Source organism: Streptomyces sp. NPDC111744 (assembly GCF_055634995.1).
This window is the reverse complement of the sequence record NZ_JBVKCG010000008.1, coordinates 247,019-262,097: the sequence shown is the minus strand read 5'-3', so window position 1 is coordinate 262,097 and position 15,079 is coordinate 247,019. Positions and strand designations below refer to the sequence as shown.

Genomic DNA, 15,079 nt, shown 5'->3' with positions numbered 1-15,079 from the left:
CCCGCACCTGCGAAAGGTGCGGGGCCTCGCCGCGCCCCAAAGGGGCGCGGGGAACTGCGCGACAAGCCACGACGGACCTACAGCCGAAAGCCCGGTCCGGCCCGGCCGGCCCGGCTCAGCGACCGAGTGCCGCCAGTTCCTTCGCCGCCTCCGTCAGGTCCTTGGCCGTGTCGATCGCCCGCCAGTACGCCCCCTGCGGAATCGTGAACCCGGCCAGCTGCCGGCTCCGGGCGAGGTGCGGGAACGTCGTCCGTTCGTGGTCTCCCCGCGCGGGAAGCATCTTGGCGAACTCGGGGGAGAAGACATACACACCCGCGTTGATCTCGAACGTCGACGGCGGTGCCTCGATGAAGTCCGTGATGTGCCCGAAGCCGTCCGTCTGCACCGCGCCCCAGGGGATCCGCGGCCGGGCCAGCGCGAGCGTCGCCACCGCGTCCCGCTCCGTGTGGAAGTCGGCCATGTCGCGCAGCGAGAACCGCGTCCAGATGTCGCCGTTCGTGGCGTACCAGGGCCGGTCGGTGTGCGGCAGATGCGCGGCCGCGTACTTGAGGCCGCCGCCCCGGCCCAGCGGCTCGCTCTCGACGACCGTCGTGACCGAGACCGGCAGGTCGGCCGAGTCCAGCCACTTCTGCAGGACCTCGGCGAGGTGGCCGCAGGAGACCACCACGTCCGTGACGCCCTCCTCGGCGAGCCAGGTCAGCTGGTGGCCGATGATCGGCGTGCCCGTACCCGGGATCTCGACCATCGGCTTGGGCCGGTCGTCGGTGTACGGACGAAGCCGTGAGCCCTGGCCACCGGCCAGGACCACGGCTTGAGTGGGGCGCAACGCGGCGTTCGGATGGGTCATGCCCCGAACTGTACGACGCGCCCCGGCGTCGGCCTCCCGCCGCAAGGGGGCCCTTAACGTCCCGTTACCTGTCTTACCGACCCGTGCTCAGCTGTGTGCGGCCAGCACGCCGGACGCGAAGGACGTGTCACAGACGGGGCGGGCGTACGACTGGGCGCGCGAGGCGCCGTAGATGCGCACCGCGGCCCGGCCCAGCGCGCGGGCGATGGACGAGCAGTGCTGGGCCAGCGACGGGTGGCCGTTGACCGCCTGCTGGAGGTGGGTGAGGACCTGGCCCGGGTTCTTGTCCTGGAGCTCGCTCATCAGCTGGTCGCGCAGCACGTCCTGTGGGGCCCGGGCGGCGGCCTTGGAGGAGACGGCGGCGTCGGTCACGTCGGTCGCGGTGAGCACCGAGTTCCGTGGGCTTCCCGTCCAGTTGACGCGGGTGACGGCGAGGGTCCCGGAGAGCACCAGGACGACGGGCAGGACGAGGGCGAGAGTGCGGCCGATACGGCGGGCAGGGCCGCCCCGATGGCCGCGTCGCGTCTGAGGGGTGGTGGAGTGCTTCACGCGTGTGAGGGTAGCGTGCGGTAATGATTTGGCGACATTTAGTCACCGGTTCGAGGGACGTAGAAGTGCCCTGTTTCGGGTATGGGGTTGACGCACGCTGCTCGAAAATCACCCGCTTGCCGGGGTAAATCGGGGCAACGGAAAGGGCCCCGCAGCAGGCTGCGGGGCCCTCTTCGTCAACCTGGCGAAGTTCACCCTGGTCAGAGGTTTCTCGGTTTGATCGCTCAGTCGGAGAGACGCTCACCCGTGGACGTCGAGAACACGTGGGTCTCGCCCGGCCGCGGCACGACGTGCAGCGTGGCGCCCTTGTCCGGGACCGCGCGGCCGCTGACGCGGACGACCAGGTCCTTGAGGTCCTCGCCGACCTTGGCGCTGCCGTAGACGTAGCCGTCGGCGCCGAGCTCCTCGACGACGTTCACGGAGACCGCGAGACCCGCCGGGGCGTCCTCGGTGTCCTTGGAGAGGGCGGACGCGGCCTCGCTGTTGTGCTCGACGATGTCGAAGTGCTCGGGACGCACACCGACGGTCACGGTGCGGTCACCCTTGTCGGTGGCGGCCTGGAGCGCCTCACGGTTGACCGGGACCACGCTGTTGCCGAACTTCACGCCGCCGTCGGTGATCGGGACCTCGACCAGGTTCATGGCGGGGGAGCCGATGAAGCCGGCGACGAAGAGGTTGGCCGGACGGTCGTACATGTTGCGCGGGGAGTCGACCTGCTGGAGCAGACCGTCCTTGAGGACGGCGACCCGGTCACCCATCGTCATGGCCTCGACCTGGTCGTGGGTGACGTAGACGGTGGTGATGCCCAGGCGGCGCTGGAGGGACGCGATCTGCGTACGGGTCGAGACACGGAGCTTGGCGTCCAGGTTGGACAGCGGCTCGTCCATGAGGAAGACCTGCGGCTCACGGACGATGGCGCGGCCCATCGCGACACGCTGGCGCTGACCACCGGAGAGGGCCTTCGGCTTGCGGTCCAGGTACTCGGTGAGGTCGAGGATCTTCGCGGCCTCCTCGACCTTCTGCCGGATCTCCGCCTTGTTGACGCCGGCGATCTTGAGCGCAAAGCCCATGTTGTCGGCGACGGTCATGTGCGGGTACAGGGCGTAGTTCTGGAACACCATGGCGATGTCCCGGTCCTTGGGCGGCAGGTGCGTGACGTCGCGGTCGCCGATGCGGATGGCGCCGGCGTTGACGTCCTCCAGGCCCGCGAGCATCCGCAGCGAGGTGGACTTTCCGCAACCCGACGGGCCGACCAGGACGAGGAACTCGCCGTCCTCGATCGCGATCTCGAGGCCGTCGACGGCGGGCTTGGTGGACCCCGGGTAGATCCGGGTCGCCTTGTCGAACGTGACAGTGGCCATGGCTCAGAGGCCCCCTTCTACCGGCAGGAACGTGCCGGACGATCCGTTGTAGGAAGGTGGTGGTGTAGTCCACGTGAGTGAACTGGCTCAGGACGGTACCCGGCGTTCACCCCGTATGTCAGTACCTGGAGGCCTGTGAACTTCGCGGAAATTTTCGACGGGGAGCCCCTGGGGGCTGGGTACACTGCACTGGCACGTGAGCGGCACGCCCACGTGCAGGCCTCCTTAGCTCAGCTGGCCAGAGCAACGCACTTGTAATGCGTAGGTCGTCGGTTCGAATCCGACAGGGGGCTCGATGGCCATGGGCGACCAGTCCGCGGGCCCCGTGAGCTCGTAGTTTCGACTGCGGTCGAAGTTCCGCGGGCTGGTCGCCGCAAGGGCGGTGAATCCCGGCGAGGGTGCCGAGGAGTCCGCCGGCGCGGTTCCTCCACCGGAGGTCTTCTGCCCTTCAGAGCCGAGAGCCGGGCGAGAGCGCACCGCGAGCCCCGCCGCCGCGGGCCGGGGCGGAAGCCGAACTGGACAAGCCTGGTGACCGCCGGCGAGGCACGCTCGCCGGCGGCGACGGTGTGAACCCGTGGTTCTCCGTCCCCGACTGCCGCACGATCCGAGGCCGAGCCACACGCCGAGCCGGTCATGTGGAGACACCTCCAGCAGCGGCAGGTCGCAGGCGGTTGTGGCTCCTCGGGTGGGGTCAGTTCCTTTTTCTCTGTGTGGCGTGGTCAAGTCACGTGGTTTCGTGACCGGGTGGGCGTGACCGGATATCGGTGACTTGGGAGTTTCGGTCGAGCGGCGGAGTATTTCCGTCGGAAGCGTGATGCGGTCGGTTCCGTGACGAAAGGCGAAATGCCGCGGAGCCCGAACGGCCGTCGTCATACGGCTCCGATCCCTGCCGGTCGTCACCGAGAGAAGGCTCATCCATGCCCGCTCGCATCCTCTGGCAACAGGTGATGAAAGCACGCAGCATATTGACGTCCTGGATTTCCCAATGAGTTCCACGGACACCGCTCTGCAGGTCCTTCCGCCGGTCACACCCCCGGCCGTCGCCGCAGTCCTCGAGCAGTTGGACACCTGGGCGGTCGCCGGCGAGGCGGCCGAATTCCCCTACGCCGCCGTTCTCGGCCACCTGCGGTCGGTCGGCAAGCACTTCCTGTCCGCCGAACTGCTGGACCGGCTCGCCGAGATCCGCGATGTCCTCACCGCCCGGCCGAAACTGCCGTTCCCGGCCGGGCGGGACGACAGCCCCGCCACTCTGCGTGAATTCCTCGACGTCGTCCTCGACAAACACGACAGCCGCTACGACTACCCCAGTTACACCGCCCTTTCACTGCTGGCCCCGCCCGCTCCTGCCGACTGGCGCGAGGCACGCCGCGCACGCGACGAGATGCTGCTGCTTCTGCTCGCCGACCTGATCCGCTTCGAGCAGCAGGCGCTGAGCGACACCCCGGCCGAACCGCATGGCATGCCTCCGCAGCCCGAACTGGTGGGGAAGCGGACGCGGTTGGCGGTACGGGTGATGGAGCCCGCCGCCCTGCGGGTGCTGCCCCCCGGAACCGTGGACGCCGCGGCGGTGGCCGCCGTACCGGGACGCACCCCCGGCGGACCGCTGGCCGCGGACGTCCTGCGGGCGGCCACGCCGCACCAGGCGCTGGTGCTCTCGGCGAGCATCCAGCCGGTGTGTGTCCTGCACGACGAGTACCTGTTCCTGCGCACCCTGCAGTCCTTCGAGGCGACGTTCACCTTCATGTCGGCCGCCCTGGCCACGGCGGTGCGGCGGCTCGCCGACGGCCGGCCGCAGGAGGCCGCCGACCACGTCGGCACGGTGGCCGACACCCTCAAGGAATCCCTGCCCCTCTTCTCCCTGCTGGCGACCATGCGGCCCGAAGCCTTCCATACCTTCAGGGAGTTCACCGAAGGGGCGAGCGCCATCCAGTCCGCCGGCTACAAGACCTTCGAGTCGCTGTGCTCCACCCCGCACCTGGCCCGGCTCGCCTCGCCCGCCTACACCTCCGTACCCGAGGTGCGTGAGCGAGTCGTCGGCGGACAGTCCACCGTCCAGGGGACCTGGCACGACCTGATCGCCGAGCACCGTCTGGACGCCGCCGGCGACGCCGCGCTCAGGGCGGCGGCCGACCGGCTGGAGTCGACGCACCAGCGCTGGAAACAGACCCACTACCGCCTGGCCGCACGGATGATCGGCGAGCGCACCGGCACCGGATACACCGAGGGCGTGCCCTACCTGGCGGAGGTCCTGGGCCGGCGGCCTCCGCCGCCTCGGCGGCCTCGCGCTGCGCGCGCAGTTCCGCCACCAGCCACCGCTCGCGCTCCTCGGGCCGGGCGTCGTGCACCGTGTCCGCGGCCGTCCGGCCGACGGCCAGCCGGTACCCGTCGCAGATCTCGTCGACCAGGACCCGTACCGACACGCCGTCGCTCACCGTGTGGTGCACGGTCGCCAGCAGGGCCGTCCGGTCACCGCCCGCGTCCGCGCCGGCCACCAGCTGGAACAGGCACAGCGGCGCGCTGCCCAGGTCGAGCGGCAGCCGGACGAACTCCTCGGTGCGGGCGCGCAGGAACGCCTCCCACTCCGCGGCGGGACCCTCGTGCCGGACGAGCTCCAGCGGGACCTCGCCGGGCGCGGCCAGGCGTGCCCGCGGCACCCCGTCGACCATGCGGAACTCCGTGCGCAGCGCGGGCTGGAGCCGTACCAGCCGCTCCAGCGCCGAGCGCATGGGGCCGGCCTCCACAGCGCCGTCGAAGACGATACGGAAGCTGTTGTTGTAGAGGTCCTTGCGGGAGGCGGCCTCCTGGACGAACAGCAGATCGCGCTGCGATGCCGTCACCGGTATCGAATCGTCGTACTCCACCATCTTCGGCTCCTGCCGGCTCTGGTCGCGTTTACCGGAGGACACCGCTGTTCCACCGGCTGATGAAGTCCGCGAGGTCCCCGACGGTGACGATCTCGGCGAGGGCGTGCGGGTCGATCTCCTGGGTCTCGTCGGCCGCGAGGTCGGCGATGACGCGCAGCAGGAGGAGGGAGTCCACGCCGAGCGCCACCAGTTCACTGGCCTCGTCCATCGGCTGGTCACCGACCCGCCTGGCGATGCACGCCACAACGCTTTCGGTGGCTGTCATGGGATACGCCCTTTCTACAGGCTCCGGCGTCGGACATCAGCACAGCAGCCGGTCCTAACGATCCGGTCCTCGACGGCTACCGAAGCGCTGGTCACGAGGCAGGGCACGGCCCCGACCAGCCTCGCTAGCGCGTCGGTAGCCGAAGGTGAGCCGATTGTCAGAAGCCGGTGGTGAGCTGACTGCGCATCCCGCCACCCCCCTCCCCGCCCCCCGGCGGCCCGGCGGTGCGCGTCTTCGCCCGAACCCGGCGCACCGCCGCCGGAACAGGCAGATCGGAGAGCTGAATTGGCAACCCATCCGCATGTGATCCCGCAGGCGGCGGCCGACGCCGCCGGACCCCGCGGTCTGGTGCACGGTCTGCTCGACGCGGCCGCGGCCGACGCCCCCGACCGGCCCGCCGTACGGGACTCCACCGGAAGCTGGACCTACGCCCAACTCGCCCACCACAGCAGGGCGTTCGCCGGCTGGCTGGCCGCCCGCGGGGTGCGCCCCGGCGACCGGCTGCTGGTCCAGCTGCCCAGCAGCCGCCACCTGGCCGCCATGTTCTACGGCACCGTGAGCCTCGGTGCGGTCTTCGTGCCCGTGAACCCCGCGATGAAGCCCTTCCATCTGCGCTCCGTCGCCGCCGACGCCGAGCCGGCCCTCGTCCTGACGGACACGGCGGGCGTGGCCCGCCTGCGAGCCGTCACCACCGCACCCGTCCACGACGTGACGGAGGTATGGACGACACCGGAAGCGGAGCCCGTTCCGACGGCCGGCCGGCAGCTGTTGGCGGCCTCCGATGTGGCGGAAGCGGAGCCTGCTTCGATCGCCGGGTCGGAGGTGTCGGCGGGCCCGGTGGCGGCCTCCGCTGTGCCTGCTTCGATCGCCGGGTCGGAGGTGTCGGCGGGCCCGGTGGCGGCCTCCGCTGTGCCTGCTTCGATCGCCGGGTCGGAGCCGGCGGCGGTCCCCGTCGCGCCCTCCGATGTGGCGACGCTCATCTACACCTCGGGCAGCACTGCGGCCCCCAAGGCCGTGGTCTGCCCGCACTCCGCGGTGGTGTTCGCCGCCGAGGCCCTCGTCCACGCGCTCGGCTACCGGGCGGACGACGTCGTGTTCTGCCGGTTCCCCATGTCCTGGGACTACGGCCTCTACAAGGTCCTGATGACCTGCATCGCCCGCTGCGAGATCGTCCTCGCCGACGGGGAGTCCGACTTCACGCTGCTGCGCCGCATGCGCGAGACGGGCGTGACCGTGGTGCCCATCGTCCCCTCCCTGGCCTCCATGATCGTCGGCCTGGCCCGCCGGGACACCGGCGACCGGCCGCCGGTGCGCCTGTTCACCAACACCGGCGCCGCCCTGCCCGCCGCCACCATCACCGCCCTGCGGGACCTGTTTCCCGGCGCGCGCGTGGTGCGCCAGTACGGGCAGACCGAGGCCAAGCGGATCACCGTGATGCCCGCGGAGGAGGAGCTGGAACGCCCGGACAGCGTCGGCCGTCCGCTGCCCGGCACCGAGGTGCTCATCCTCGACGAGGCGGGCCGGCCGCTGCCACCCGGCGAGACGGGCGAGATCGTGGTGACCGGACCGCACGTGATGAGCGGTTACTGGCGCAACCCGGAGGCCACCGCACGCAGTTTCCGGCCCGATCCGGCCGGCCGCGGACTGCGCCTGCACACCGGTGACTACGGCAGCCTCGACGCGGACGGCTACCTGTACTTCCAGGGCCGCCGCGACGACATGTTCAAGCGCAAGGGCTTCCGGATGAGCACCGTCGAGATCGAGAGCGCGGCGCTCGACATCCCCGGGGTGCGGGCCGCCGCGGCGCTGCCGCCGGACGACCGGCACGACCTGACGCTGTTCGTGGAGAGCGACCTGAGTCCCCGCACGGTCACCCGAGAACTGATGCAACGCCTGGAGGTCGCCAAGATGCCCGCCGAATGCCGGGTCCTGTCCGAGTTCCCGCTCACGCCGCACGGCAAGAACGCCCGCCGGGAACTGGCCCAACTGCTCGAAGCGGCCCGGCGATGACCGGCCGGGCGGCCCACCAGGAGCTGGCCGAACAGTACGGAACCCCGCTCTACGTCTACGACCTCTCGCGCGTGCGCGCCGCACGCCGTGACCTGTTCGGCTGGCTGCCCGAGGGCGTCGAGGTCTACTACGCCTTCAAGGCCAACCCCCACCCCGAACTGGTACGGGCCCTGCGCGAGGGCCCCGGCCCCGGCTGCCGGGCGGAGATCAGCTCGACCGGTGAACTGGCCACCGCCCTGGAGGCCGGCTACGCCGGCGGTGACATCCTCTACACCGGTCCCGGCAAGACCCCGGGAGAGCTGCGGGAGGCCGTGGGCAGCGGCGTGGGCCTGTTCTCCGCCGAGTCCCTCACCGACCTGGAGCACATCGGCGAGGCGGCGGCCGGGAGCGGGGTGGTCGCCGACTGCCTGCTGCGGATCAACAGCGCCACCGCCAGCGCCGCCAGCGGCGTCCGGATGACCGGTAAGGCCAGCCAGTTCGGCATCGACAGCGAGGACCTTCCCGGACTCGCCGCCGCGCTGAAGGCCGTCCCGGGGACCTCGATCGCCGGGCTGCACCTCTTCTCGCAGAGCAACGCCCGCGACGAGGAGGCCCTCATCGGGGAGCTGCGGCACACCGTCGAAACCGCCGCCCGGATCCAGGACGAGCTGCAACTGCCGCTGCGCGTACTGGACATCGGCGGCGGCTTCTCCGTCCCCTACGGCCGGGCCGGCGACCGGGCCAGGTATCCGAAACTGGCCGGGGAACTCGCGGCCGACCTGGACCTGCGCTTCCCCGGCTGGCGGGAGGGCCGACCGCGGATCGCCGTCGAGTCGGGGCGCTACCTGGTGGGCGACAGCGGCACCCTGATCGCCTCGGTGAGCAACGTGAAGGTCAGCCGCGGCCGGAAGTTCGTGATCCTCGACGGCGGCATCAACGTCTTCGGGGGTATGTCGGGCCTCGGCCGGCTGCTGCCGGTGTCGGTGGAGGTGGAGAACGGCCTGCCGACCGAACAGGCCAGCCTGGTGGGCCCGTTGTGCACGCCGGGCGACGTCCTGGGCCGCGAGGTGACGGTGCCGGACCTCGCCCCCGGCGATCTCGTGCGCATTCCCAACACCGGTGCCTACGGACCCACGTCGAGCCTGCTGATGTTCCTCGGCCGGCCCTCGCCCGTGGAGGTGGTGGTCGACGGTGACGAGATCGTGTCCGTCTCCCGCATCGAACGCAGCCGCAGCTACCGGAGCGGGGGGTCGCCGCATGACTGACGCGCCGGCACACCCCGACGAGGGCGCGACGGGCCGGGACCCGGTGCCGGCCGGCCGGCCCGACCGGCGGCGCCCCACGATCATCGTCACCACCGTGGCCTCCGACTCCCACACCTGGAACCTCGTCTTCCTGCAACTGTTCCTGGAGGAACTGGGCTACCACGTCGTGAACCTCGGCCCGTGCGTGCCCGACGACCTGCTGCTGGAGCGGTGCCGGGACATCCGCCCGGCGGCGGTGGTCGTCAGCAGCGTCAACGGTCACGGCTACCAGGACGGGCTGCGTGTCATCCGGCGGCTGAGAGCGGACGACCTGCTGGCCGCCACGCCCATCGCGATCGGCGGAAAGCTCGGCGTCGACGGGGGCACGACCTCGCACGCCGCGGAACTCGTGGCCGCCGGCTTCGACGCGGTCTTCGAGGACGGCGCCGAGACCCTGGCCGCCTTCCGGCGCTTCGTCGGCGTCCTGGACACCCCCGCCGACCGCACCCCCGAACCCCGCCGCCCCACCAAGTCCACGATCGGCGTCCCCGCATGACGGCCCACCCCGCGAACCCGCCGCACGACCCGGTCCCGGCCGGCGAGCGGACCGGCGCGTCCCGTTCGCGTCCAGTCCCGACCGAGACCCGGACCGGCACGGCGACGGCGGGACCCGCCCCGGCCGTGCTCCCCACGGCCCCGTCCGCGGTGAGTGCCGGGCGTCTCGGTGGGGCCGGGTTCGGTGGGTTTGTGCGGGCCTACGGGGGGCACGGCCGACTGGTGGTGCAGCCGCGGATGGGGTTCGGTGATCCGCGGGCCATGCGGGACGGGCTCGCGGCGACGCGGGCTGCGCGGGCGCGGACCGTGGGTACCGTGACGCTCGACTCCCACACCCGCGTCGGCCGGTGGGAGGCGGCTGCGAGTGCCCTGCGCGCCGGTGTCCCGCTCAACGGCTACCCGATCGTCAGCCACCCCGCCGCGGTCACCGGGCAGGTCCTCGCCGGTATCCGGGACGAGGACTTCCCGGTACAGGTCAGGCACGGTTCCGCACGCCCGCTCAGGATCTTCCGCACCCTGGCGGAGCTGGGCCTGGACGCCAGCGAGGGAGGCCCCATCTCCTACTGTCTGCCGTACGGCAGAACACCGCTCGCCGAATCGATGGCCGAGTGGGCGGCCGCCTGCGAACTGTACGCGGGGCTGCGGGAGTCCGGACTGGAGCCGCACCTGGAGACGTTCGGCGGCTGCATGCTCGGCCAGTTGTGCCCGCCGAGCCAACTCGTGGCGATCAGCGTGCTGGAGGCGCTGTTCTTCGTCCGGCACGGAGTGCGCAGCGTGTCCGTCAGCTATGCGCAGCAGACGTCCGCCGCGCAGGACCGCGAGGCCGTCGCCGCCCTGCGTCGGCTCTGCGCCGACCTGCTGCCCACCGAGGAATGGCACGTCGTCGTCTACGCCTACATGGGCGTCTACCCGCAAACCCCGCAGGGGGCCCGGAAGTTGCTCGCCCAGGCCGCTGAACTGGCGGTCGGCACGGGAGCGGAGCGCCTCATCGTCAAGACGACCGCGGAGTCCCTGCGCATCCCCACCGTCCAGGAGAACGTCGAGGCCCTGGAGCACGCGGGCGCCGTGGCCGAGGCCGCGCCCCCGCCCGTCCTCCCGTCGGCGGACTCGGTGATCGCGACCGGCACCTACCAGGAGGCCGCCGCACTCGTCGAAGCGGTGCTCGACCTGCACCCGGACCTCTCCCGGGCGCTGCTGCTCGCCTTCCGGAACGGCTACCTCGACATTCCCTACTGCCTGCACCCGGACAACGCCGGCAGCACCCGGAGCTACATCGACACCGACGGCTGGCTGCGCTGGGAGGACACCGGAGCCCTCCCGATCGGCCACCTGGTGAAGCCGCGCCGCCACCGCACCGTGACCTCTGCCGGTCTGCTGGCCGACCTGACCTATGTCCGCACCAGGGCCGACGCGGCCGTAGCCCCCCGGCACGGTCTGCCGTCCGGCTGACCGCCCTGGTCGGGGGCGCCTGCTCGGTACCGTCCTGTCAGGCGCGTCAGTGCCGTCCGGCCACCCGGTCCGCGACCCGGGCCAGCCGGGACGACTCGCTGCTCGGGTGGAGCCGTTCGCGCTGGTCGGCGGCGCGATAGGTGGCGTACATGCCCTGGACGCCGAGCCAGCGGAAGGGCTCCGGCTCCCACTTGCGGACCTTGTGGTTCACCCACGGCAACTCGGTCAGGTCGGTGCGGCCGGCCTGCCCGGAGTCGAGCTGGACGAGGTCCCGCAGCGTCCGGCCCGCGAGGTTGGTGGTGGCGACGCCGGAGCCGACGTACCCGCCCGCCCAGCCGAGCCCCGTCGAACGGTCCAGGGTGACCGTCGCGCACCAGTCCCGGGGCACCCCGAGCACCCCGGACCAGGCGTGTTCGATCCCCACCCCCGCGAGCGCCGGGAAGAACCGCACGAGGATCTCCCGCAACGCCTCGACCGTCGCCGCCTGCGTCCGCCCGTCGTTGTCCGTCCGCGACCCGAACCGGTACGGCACCCCGCGCCCGCCGAGCGCGATCCGCCCGTCGGCCGTGCGCTGGGCGTACATATAGGCGTGCGCCATGTCGCCGAGGGTCTCCAGCCCGGCCCAGCCCACCGACTCCCACTGCTCCTCGGTCAGCGGCTCGGTGGCGATCATCGAGGAGTTCATCGGCAGCCAGGTGCGCCGCTGCCCCTTGAGGTTCGCGGTGAAACCCTCGGTACAGCGCAGGACGTACGGGGCGCGGACCGTGCCGTACGGCGTGACGGCGTGCTTGGGCCGGATCTCGGTCACGGGCGTCGATTCGTGGATCCGCACTCCCAGCGCCTCCACGGCCGCCACCAGCCCCTTCACCAGCTTCACCGGGTGCAGTCGGGCGCCGTGCGGGGTCCAGGTCGAGCCCACCGCGTCCGCGACACGGATCCGCTCCCGGGTCTCCCCGGCGCCGTACAGCACGCGGTCCTTCTCGCCGTACGACAGCTCGTGCTCGTGGAAGGCCTTCAGCCGGGCCAACTGCGCCGGAGCGGTGGCCACCTCGAGCACCCCACCCTTGTGCAGGTCGGCGTCGATCCCCTCGGCCGCGGCGACCGCCACGACCTCGTCGACGGTGTCGTTCATGGCCTTCTGCAGCCGTACGGCGGCCTCGTGGCCGTGCAGCGCGGCGTACCGGTCGCGGCCGGCGATGCCGTTGTAGAGCCAGCCGCCGTTGCGCCCTGAGGCGCCGTAGCCGCAGAACTTCTGCTCCAGGACCGTGATACGGAGGAAGGGGGCGGCCTTCTTCAGGTAGTACGCGGTCCACAGTCCCGTGTACCCGCCGCCCACGATCACCACATCCGCGGTGGCGTCCCCGTCGAGCGGCTCCCGTACCGCCGGGAGGCCGTCGTTCGCGTACCAGAAGGAGATGCCGCCGTTGACGACACTGCTTGCCGAGCTGCTCATGTCCGGACGTTAACCCTTGAGGGCGGCCAGTGTCTCCTTCGGATTCCATGCTTTTCCGCGGCCTCTGACCAGCGGATAGCAGGAGAGACCGATCAGCGAGGCGACGAAATGTCCGAGGTCGGTGAAGGTGGGCGAATCGGTCAGCGGCAGCCCGTAGACGAGCAGAATGACCGCGATGTACGGATACCGCCAGGGCGTCGCGATCCGGTACGCGAGCACCGCCATCATCCCGGCCAGCGCGTAACTCACCCCGATGTCCATGGTGTTGACCGCGGAGTGCGGGGCGATGCCGTCATGGATGCCCTTCAGCAGCGCACCCTCGCTGATCAGGGTGGCCAGCACATGCGCGGCCACGCACACCACCAGCCAGCGGACCGTACCGAGCCACCGTTCCGCCGGGGCGTGGAAGACGGTGTAGAGGAAGGCGTACGGCACCCAGTTCCCGCCCTCGATCCACATCGCACTGGCGACCAGCACGCGCAGCGGATTGTCGGACAGCTCGTGGATGTTGGTGGACCGCTGCCGCAGGAACTGCTGTTCGAACTCCGTTGACATGTGGTGCAGCGCGACAGTCGTCACGAAGAGAACCGCCAGCCACACGTATGTGCCGGGGGCGCTGCGGACATACGCCCACGCCTTGTCGCCGAGGCCCCCGAAAATTCGCATGAGGCGATTCACGCACGGTCGTAACGTCGTGCGGGTGATTGACATTCCGGCGGCCCTGATCGCCCAGCACGAGCGGTACGGCGGAGAGGGGGGCCGCGCCTTCGTCGCCTCGCTCCCCGGCCGGGCCGAGCGCTTCCTGGACGGCTGGGGTCTACGGCCGGACGGCCCGTCGATGTACGGCCGCTGCGCACTGGTCCTGCCCGTACTGCGAACAGGCGACGGCGCCCGGGCCGTGCTGAAACTCCAGGACGTCGACGAGGAGACCGTCGGCGAGCCGGTCGCGCTGCGGGCCTGGGACGGGGACGGCGCGGTCCGGCTCCTCGACTCCGACGACGAGACCGGCACCCTGCTGCTCGAACGGCTCGACGCGGGACGGAGGCTCGCCGACCTTCCCGACTCCCGCGAGGCGACCCAGGTCGTGGCCCGTCTGCTGGCCCGGCTGACGGCCACCGAGGCCCCGGCCGGGCTGCGGCACCTCGGCGACATCGCGAAGACGCTGGTGGAACGGGCCGCGGCGGCACTGCCCCGCCACCCCGACCCCGCCGAACGCCGTCTGCTCACGGACTGCGCGGCGGCCCTGCGCGAGGTCGCCGGTGAACCCGGTGACCGCCTCCTCCACTGGGATCTCCACTTCGAGAACGTCCTCGCCTCCGACCGGGCACCATGGCTCGCCATCGACCCAAAACCGCTCGTGGGCGACCCCGGCTTCGAGCTCTTCCCGGCGCTGTGGAACCGCTTCGACGCCGAGGAGGTGCGCCCGCGCTTCGACGCCCTGACGGACATCCTCGGCCTGGACCGGGCCCGGTCCCGCGCCTGGACCCTGGGCAGGGTCCTGCAGAACGCCGTCTGGACCATCGAGGACGCCAGGCGCCCCGGCGCGGCCCAGCTGGAAATCGCCCGCAGACTGCTCAGCTGACCGGCTCCGCCATGGGGTCCTCGGCGGCGAAGTCGTGCCACACCGGCTTCACCGTCAGCTGACCGGCCCCGTCACGGGGGCGCGGCGGCGGCGCCGTGTTTCGGCGGCTTCGCCGGCGGCCCACCGGCTCAGCCCCCTGGGTTCTCGGCGTCGATGCGGGCCGCTTCCGGCCGTTTCCGCAGGTCGGGGCGATTGTCAGTGGCTGCCTGCAAGATGGGGGGCATGGCGAGGACAGGGGCCGGTGGGTCCGGTGGTGGCAAGGTGAAGGGCGCGCGGCGGCCGGAGGTGCGGCTGCCCGAGCTGGAGCCCTGGGGTGGCGGGGAGCTGGAGCCGGACGGGGACTACGACGGGCTGGAGTTCCGGGAGGCGGACTTCGTCGGACAGGATGCGGCGGGCGCGCGTTTCATGGACTGCGCGCTGACGGGCTGTGCCTTCGACGAGACGGGGCTGCGTCACGCCCGTCTGCTGGACACGGTTCTCACGGGGCCAAGGGGCGTCGGCACCAACCTCTCCGAGGCGACCCTGCGCGATGTCGAGCTGGTCGACGCCCGCCTGGGCGGCACCCAGCTGCACGGTTCCGTCCTGGAGCGTGTGGTGATCCGCGGCGGCAAGATCGACTACCTCAACCTCCGCACTGCCAAGCTCAGAGACGTGGTCTTCGAGGGCTGTGTCCTGGTGGAGCCGGACTTCGGCGACGCCGTCCTGGAGCGGGTGGAATTCATCGACTGCACCCTGAAGGAGGCCGACTTCAGGGGGGTGACGATGAAGGACGTCGATCTGCGGGGCGCGGCGTCCCTGGAGATCACCAGCGGGGTGGAGCGACTGGCCGGGGCGGTGATCAGCATGTCCCAACTGCTGGATCTGGCACCGGTGCTGGCGGGGCAGCTGGGGATCCGCGTGGAGGGGTGAGCCCGGCCGGCC

General features: G+C 71.3%; 15 protein-coding genes and 1 tRNA gene. 7 read left to right on the top strand and 9 right to left on the bottom strand.

The features are described 5' to 3' along the window. Positions 1 to 115: 115 nt before the first annotated feature. The 3 genes from ACZ7OO_RS20550 to ACZ7OO_RS20540 all read right to left on the bottom strand — a co-directional run bounded on the left by ACZ7OO_RS20550 (position 116) and on the right by ACZ7OO_RS20540 (position 2,757). Positions 116 to 847 carry a nucleotidyltransferase family protein gene (locus ACZ7OO_RS20550; protein WP_471506276.1) on the bottom strand — a complete coding sequence of 244 codons (732 nt, stop codon included), beginning with the start codon at positions 845 to 847 and terminating at the stop codon, positions 116 to 118. An 87-nt stretch (positions 848 to 934) separates the two neighbouring features. Further along, positions 935 to 1,396 carry a hypothetical protein gene (locus ACZ7OO_RS20545; RefSeq protein ID WP_471506274.1) on the bottom strand — a complete coding sequence of 154 codons (462 nt, stop codon included), beginning with the start codon at positions 1,394 to 1,396 and terminating at the stop codon, positions 935 to 937. Positions 1,397 to 1,620: 224 nt separating this feature from the next. After that, positions 1,621 to 2,757: an ABC transporter ATP-binding protein gene (locus ACZ7OO_RS20540; RefSeq protein ID WP_471506272.1), complete on the bottom strand. Its 1,137-nt coding sequence runs from the start codon at positions 2,755 to 2,757 to the stop codon at positions 1,621 to 1,623. A gap of 219 nt (positions 2,758 to 2,976) precedes the next feature. On the opposite strand from ACZ7OO_RS20540, the gene ACZ7OO_RS20535 reads away from it, so the two are divergent. Further along, positions 2,977 to 3,050: transfer RNA gene (locus tag ACZ7OO_RS20535), tRNA-Thr, on the top strand. Positions 3,051 to 3,481: 431 nt separating this feature from the next. Here the strand turns inward: ACZ7OO_RS20535 and ACZ7OO_RS20530 are convergent. From ACZ7OO_RS20530 to ACZ7OO_RS20515, 4 genes are all read right to left on the bottom strand, one after another. After that, positions 3,482 to 4,042, bottom strand: coding sequence for a hypothetical protein (locus ACZ7OO_RS20530; protein ID WP_471506270.1), 561 nt, complete (start codon positions 4,040 to 4,042; stop codon positions 3,482 to 3,484). Positions 4,043 to 4,065: 23 nt separating this feature from the next. After that, positions 4,066 to 4,587, bottom strand: a complete 522-nt coding sequence (locus ACZ7OO_RS20525) for a hypothetical protein (RefSeq protein WP_471506268.1) — start codon at positions 4,585 to 4,587, stop codon at positions 4,066 to 4,068. 284 nt (positions 4,588 to 4,871) lie between these two features. After that, the gene (locus ACZ7OO_RS20520; RefSeq protein WP_471506266.1) at positions 4,872 to 5,621 is read right to left on the bottom strand and encodes a condensation domain-containing protein; all 750 of its coding nucleotides are present in this window, start codon (positions 5,619 to 5,621) and stop codon (positions 4,872 to 4,874) included. Between the two features lie 28 nt (positions 5,622 to 5,649). Continuing rightward, a complete protein-coding gene (locus ACZ7OO_RS20515; protein ID WP_471506264.1) occupies positions 5,650 to 5,886 on the bottom strand; it encodes an acyl carrier protein in 237 nt (78 codons plus the stop codon). A 285-nt stretch (positions 5,887 to 6,171) separates the two neighbouring features. Here ACZ7OO_RS20515 and ACZ7OO_RS20510 point away from each other — a divergent pair, with 285 nt between their 5' ends. The 4 genes from ACZ7OO_RS20510 to ACZ7OO_RS20495 are packed head-to-tail and all read left to right on the top strand — an operon-like array spanning position 6,172 to position 11,123. Next, a complete protein-coding gene (locus ACZ7OO_RS20510; RefSeq protein WP_471506262.1) occupies positions 6,172 to 7,896 on the top strand; it encodes an AMP-binding protein in 1,725 nt (574 codons plus the stop codon). Continuing rightward, entirely contained in the window at positions 7,893 to 9,140 is a 1,248-nt protein-coding gene (locus tag ACZ7OO_RS20505; RefSeq protein WP_471506260.1) for a type III PLP-dependent enzyme domain-containing protein, read from the top strand. The genes ACZ7OO_RS20510 and ACZ7OO_RS20505 overlap by 4 nt, the downstream gene beginning before the upstream one ends. After that, the gene (locus ACZ7OO_RS20500; RefSeq protein WP_471506258.1) at positions 9,133 to 9,675 is read left to right on the top strand and encodes a cobalamin B12-binding domain-containing protein; all 543 of its coding nucleotides are present in this window, start codon (positions 9,133 to 9,135) and stop codon (positions 9,673 to 9,675) included. Before ACZ7OO_RS20505 ends, ACZ7OO_RS20500 begins: the two co-directional genes overlap by 8 nt. Continuing rightward, positions 9,672 to 11,123, top strand: coding sequence for a methylaspartate mutase (locus ACZ7OO_RS20495; RefSeq protein WP_471506257.1), 1,452 nt, complete (start codon positions 9,672 to 9,674; stop codon positions 11,121 to 11,123). Before ACZ7OO_RS20500 ends, ACZ7OO_RS20495 begins: the two co-directional genes overlap by 4 nt. A 46-nt stretch (positions 11,124 to 11,169) precedes the next feature. On the opposite strand, the gene ACZ7OO_RS20490 is transcribed toward ACZ7OO_RS20495, so the two are convergent. Continuing rightward, positions 11,170 to 12,576: an NAD(P)/FAD-dependent oxidoreductase gene (locus ACZ7OO_RS20490; RefSeq protein WP_471506255.1), complete on the bottom strand. Its 1,407-nt coding sequence runs from the start codon at positions 12,574 to 12,576 to the stop codon at positions 11,170 to 11,172. A gap of 9 nt (positions 12,577 to 12,585) precedes the next feature. Beyond that, complete coding sequence (locus tag ACZ7OO_RS20485) at positions 12,586 to 13,242, bottom strand: rhomboid-like protein (RefSeq protein WP_471506253.1); 657 nt, start codon at positions 13,240 to 13,242, stop codon at positions 12,586 to 12,588. On the opposite strand from ACZ7OO_RS20485, the gene ACZ7OO_RS20480 reads away from it, so the two are divergent. Both ACZ7OO_RS20480 and ACZ7OO_RS20475 read left to right on the top strand, forming a co-directional pair. Beyond that, positions 13,241 to 14,158, top strand: coding sequence for an aminoglycoside phosphotransferase family protein (locus ACZ7OO_RS20480; RefSeq protein WP_471506251.1), 918 nt, complete (start codon positions 13,241 to 13,243; stop codon positions 14,156 to 14,158). The genes ACZ7OO_RS20485 and ACZ7OO_RS20480 overlap by 2 nt on opposite strands. A 222-nt stretch (positions 14,159 to 14,380) precedes the next feature. Further along, positions 14,381 to 15,067 carry a pentapeptide repeat-containing protein gene (locus ACZ7OO_RS20475; RefSeq protein WP_471506249.1) on the top strand — a complete coding sequence of 229 codons (687 nt, stop codon included), beginning with the start codon at positions 14,381 to 14,383 and terminating at the stop codon, positions 15,065 to 15,067. The last annotated feature ends 12 nt before the right edge of the window (positions 15,068 to 15,079 follow it).

Excerpts from the sequence above, each read along its gene's own strand:
- ACZ7OO_RS20520 (WP_471506266.1), bottom strand. The coding sequence starts at position 5,621 with ATGGTGGAGTACGACGATTCGATACCGGTGACGGCATCGCAGCGCGAT.
- ACZ7OO_RS20500 (WP_471506258.1), top strand. The coding sequence starts at position 9,133 with ATGACTGACGCGCCGGCACACCCCGACGAGGGCGCGACGGGCCGGGAC.
- ACZ7OO_RS20515 (WP_471506264.1), bottom strand. The coding sequence starts at position 5,886 with ATGACAGCCACCGAAAGCGTTGTGGCGTGCATCGCCAGGCGGGTCGGT.
- ACZ7OO_RS20480 (WP_471506251.1), top strand. The coding sequence starts at position 13,241 with ATGAGGCGATTCACGCACGGTCGTAACGTCGTGCGGGTGATTGACATT.
- ACZ7OO_RS20475 (WP_471506249.1), top strand. The coding sequence starts at position 14,381 with ATGGCGAGGACAGGGGCCGGTGGGTCCGGTGGTGGCAAGGTGAAGGGC.
- ACZ7OO_RS20550 (WP_471506276.1), bottom strand. The coding sequence starts at position 847 with ATGACCCATCCGAACGCCGCGTTGCGCCCCACTCAAGCCGTGGTCCTG.
- ACZ7OO_RS20505 (WP_471506260.1), top strand. The coding sequence starts at position 7,893 with ATGACCGGCCGGGCGGCCCACCAGGAGCTGGCCGAACAGTACGGAACC.
- ACZ7OO_RS20485 (WP_471506253.1), bottom strand. The coding sequence starts at position 13,242 with ATGCGAATTTTCGGGGGCCTCGGCGACAAGGCGTGGGCGTATGTCCGC.
- ACZ7OO_RS20495 (WP_471506257.1), top strand. The coding sequence starts at position 9,672 with ATGACGGCCCACCCCGCGAACCCGCCGCACGACCCGGTCCCGGCCGGC.
- ACZ7OO_RS20540 (WP_471506272.1), bottom strand. The coding sequence starts at position 2,757 with ATGGCCACTGTCACGTTCGACAAGGCGACCCGGATCTACCCGGGGTCC.
- ACZ7OO_RS20490 (WP_471506255.1), bottom strand. The coding sequence starts at position 12,576 with ATGAGCAGCTCGGCAAGCAGTGTCGTCAACGGCGGCATCTCCTTCTGG.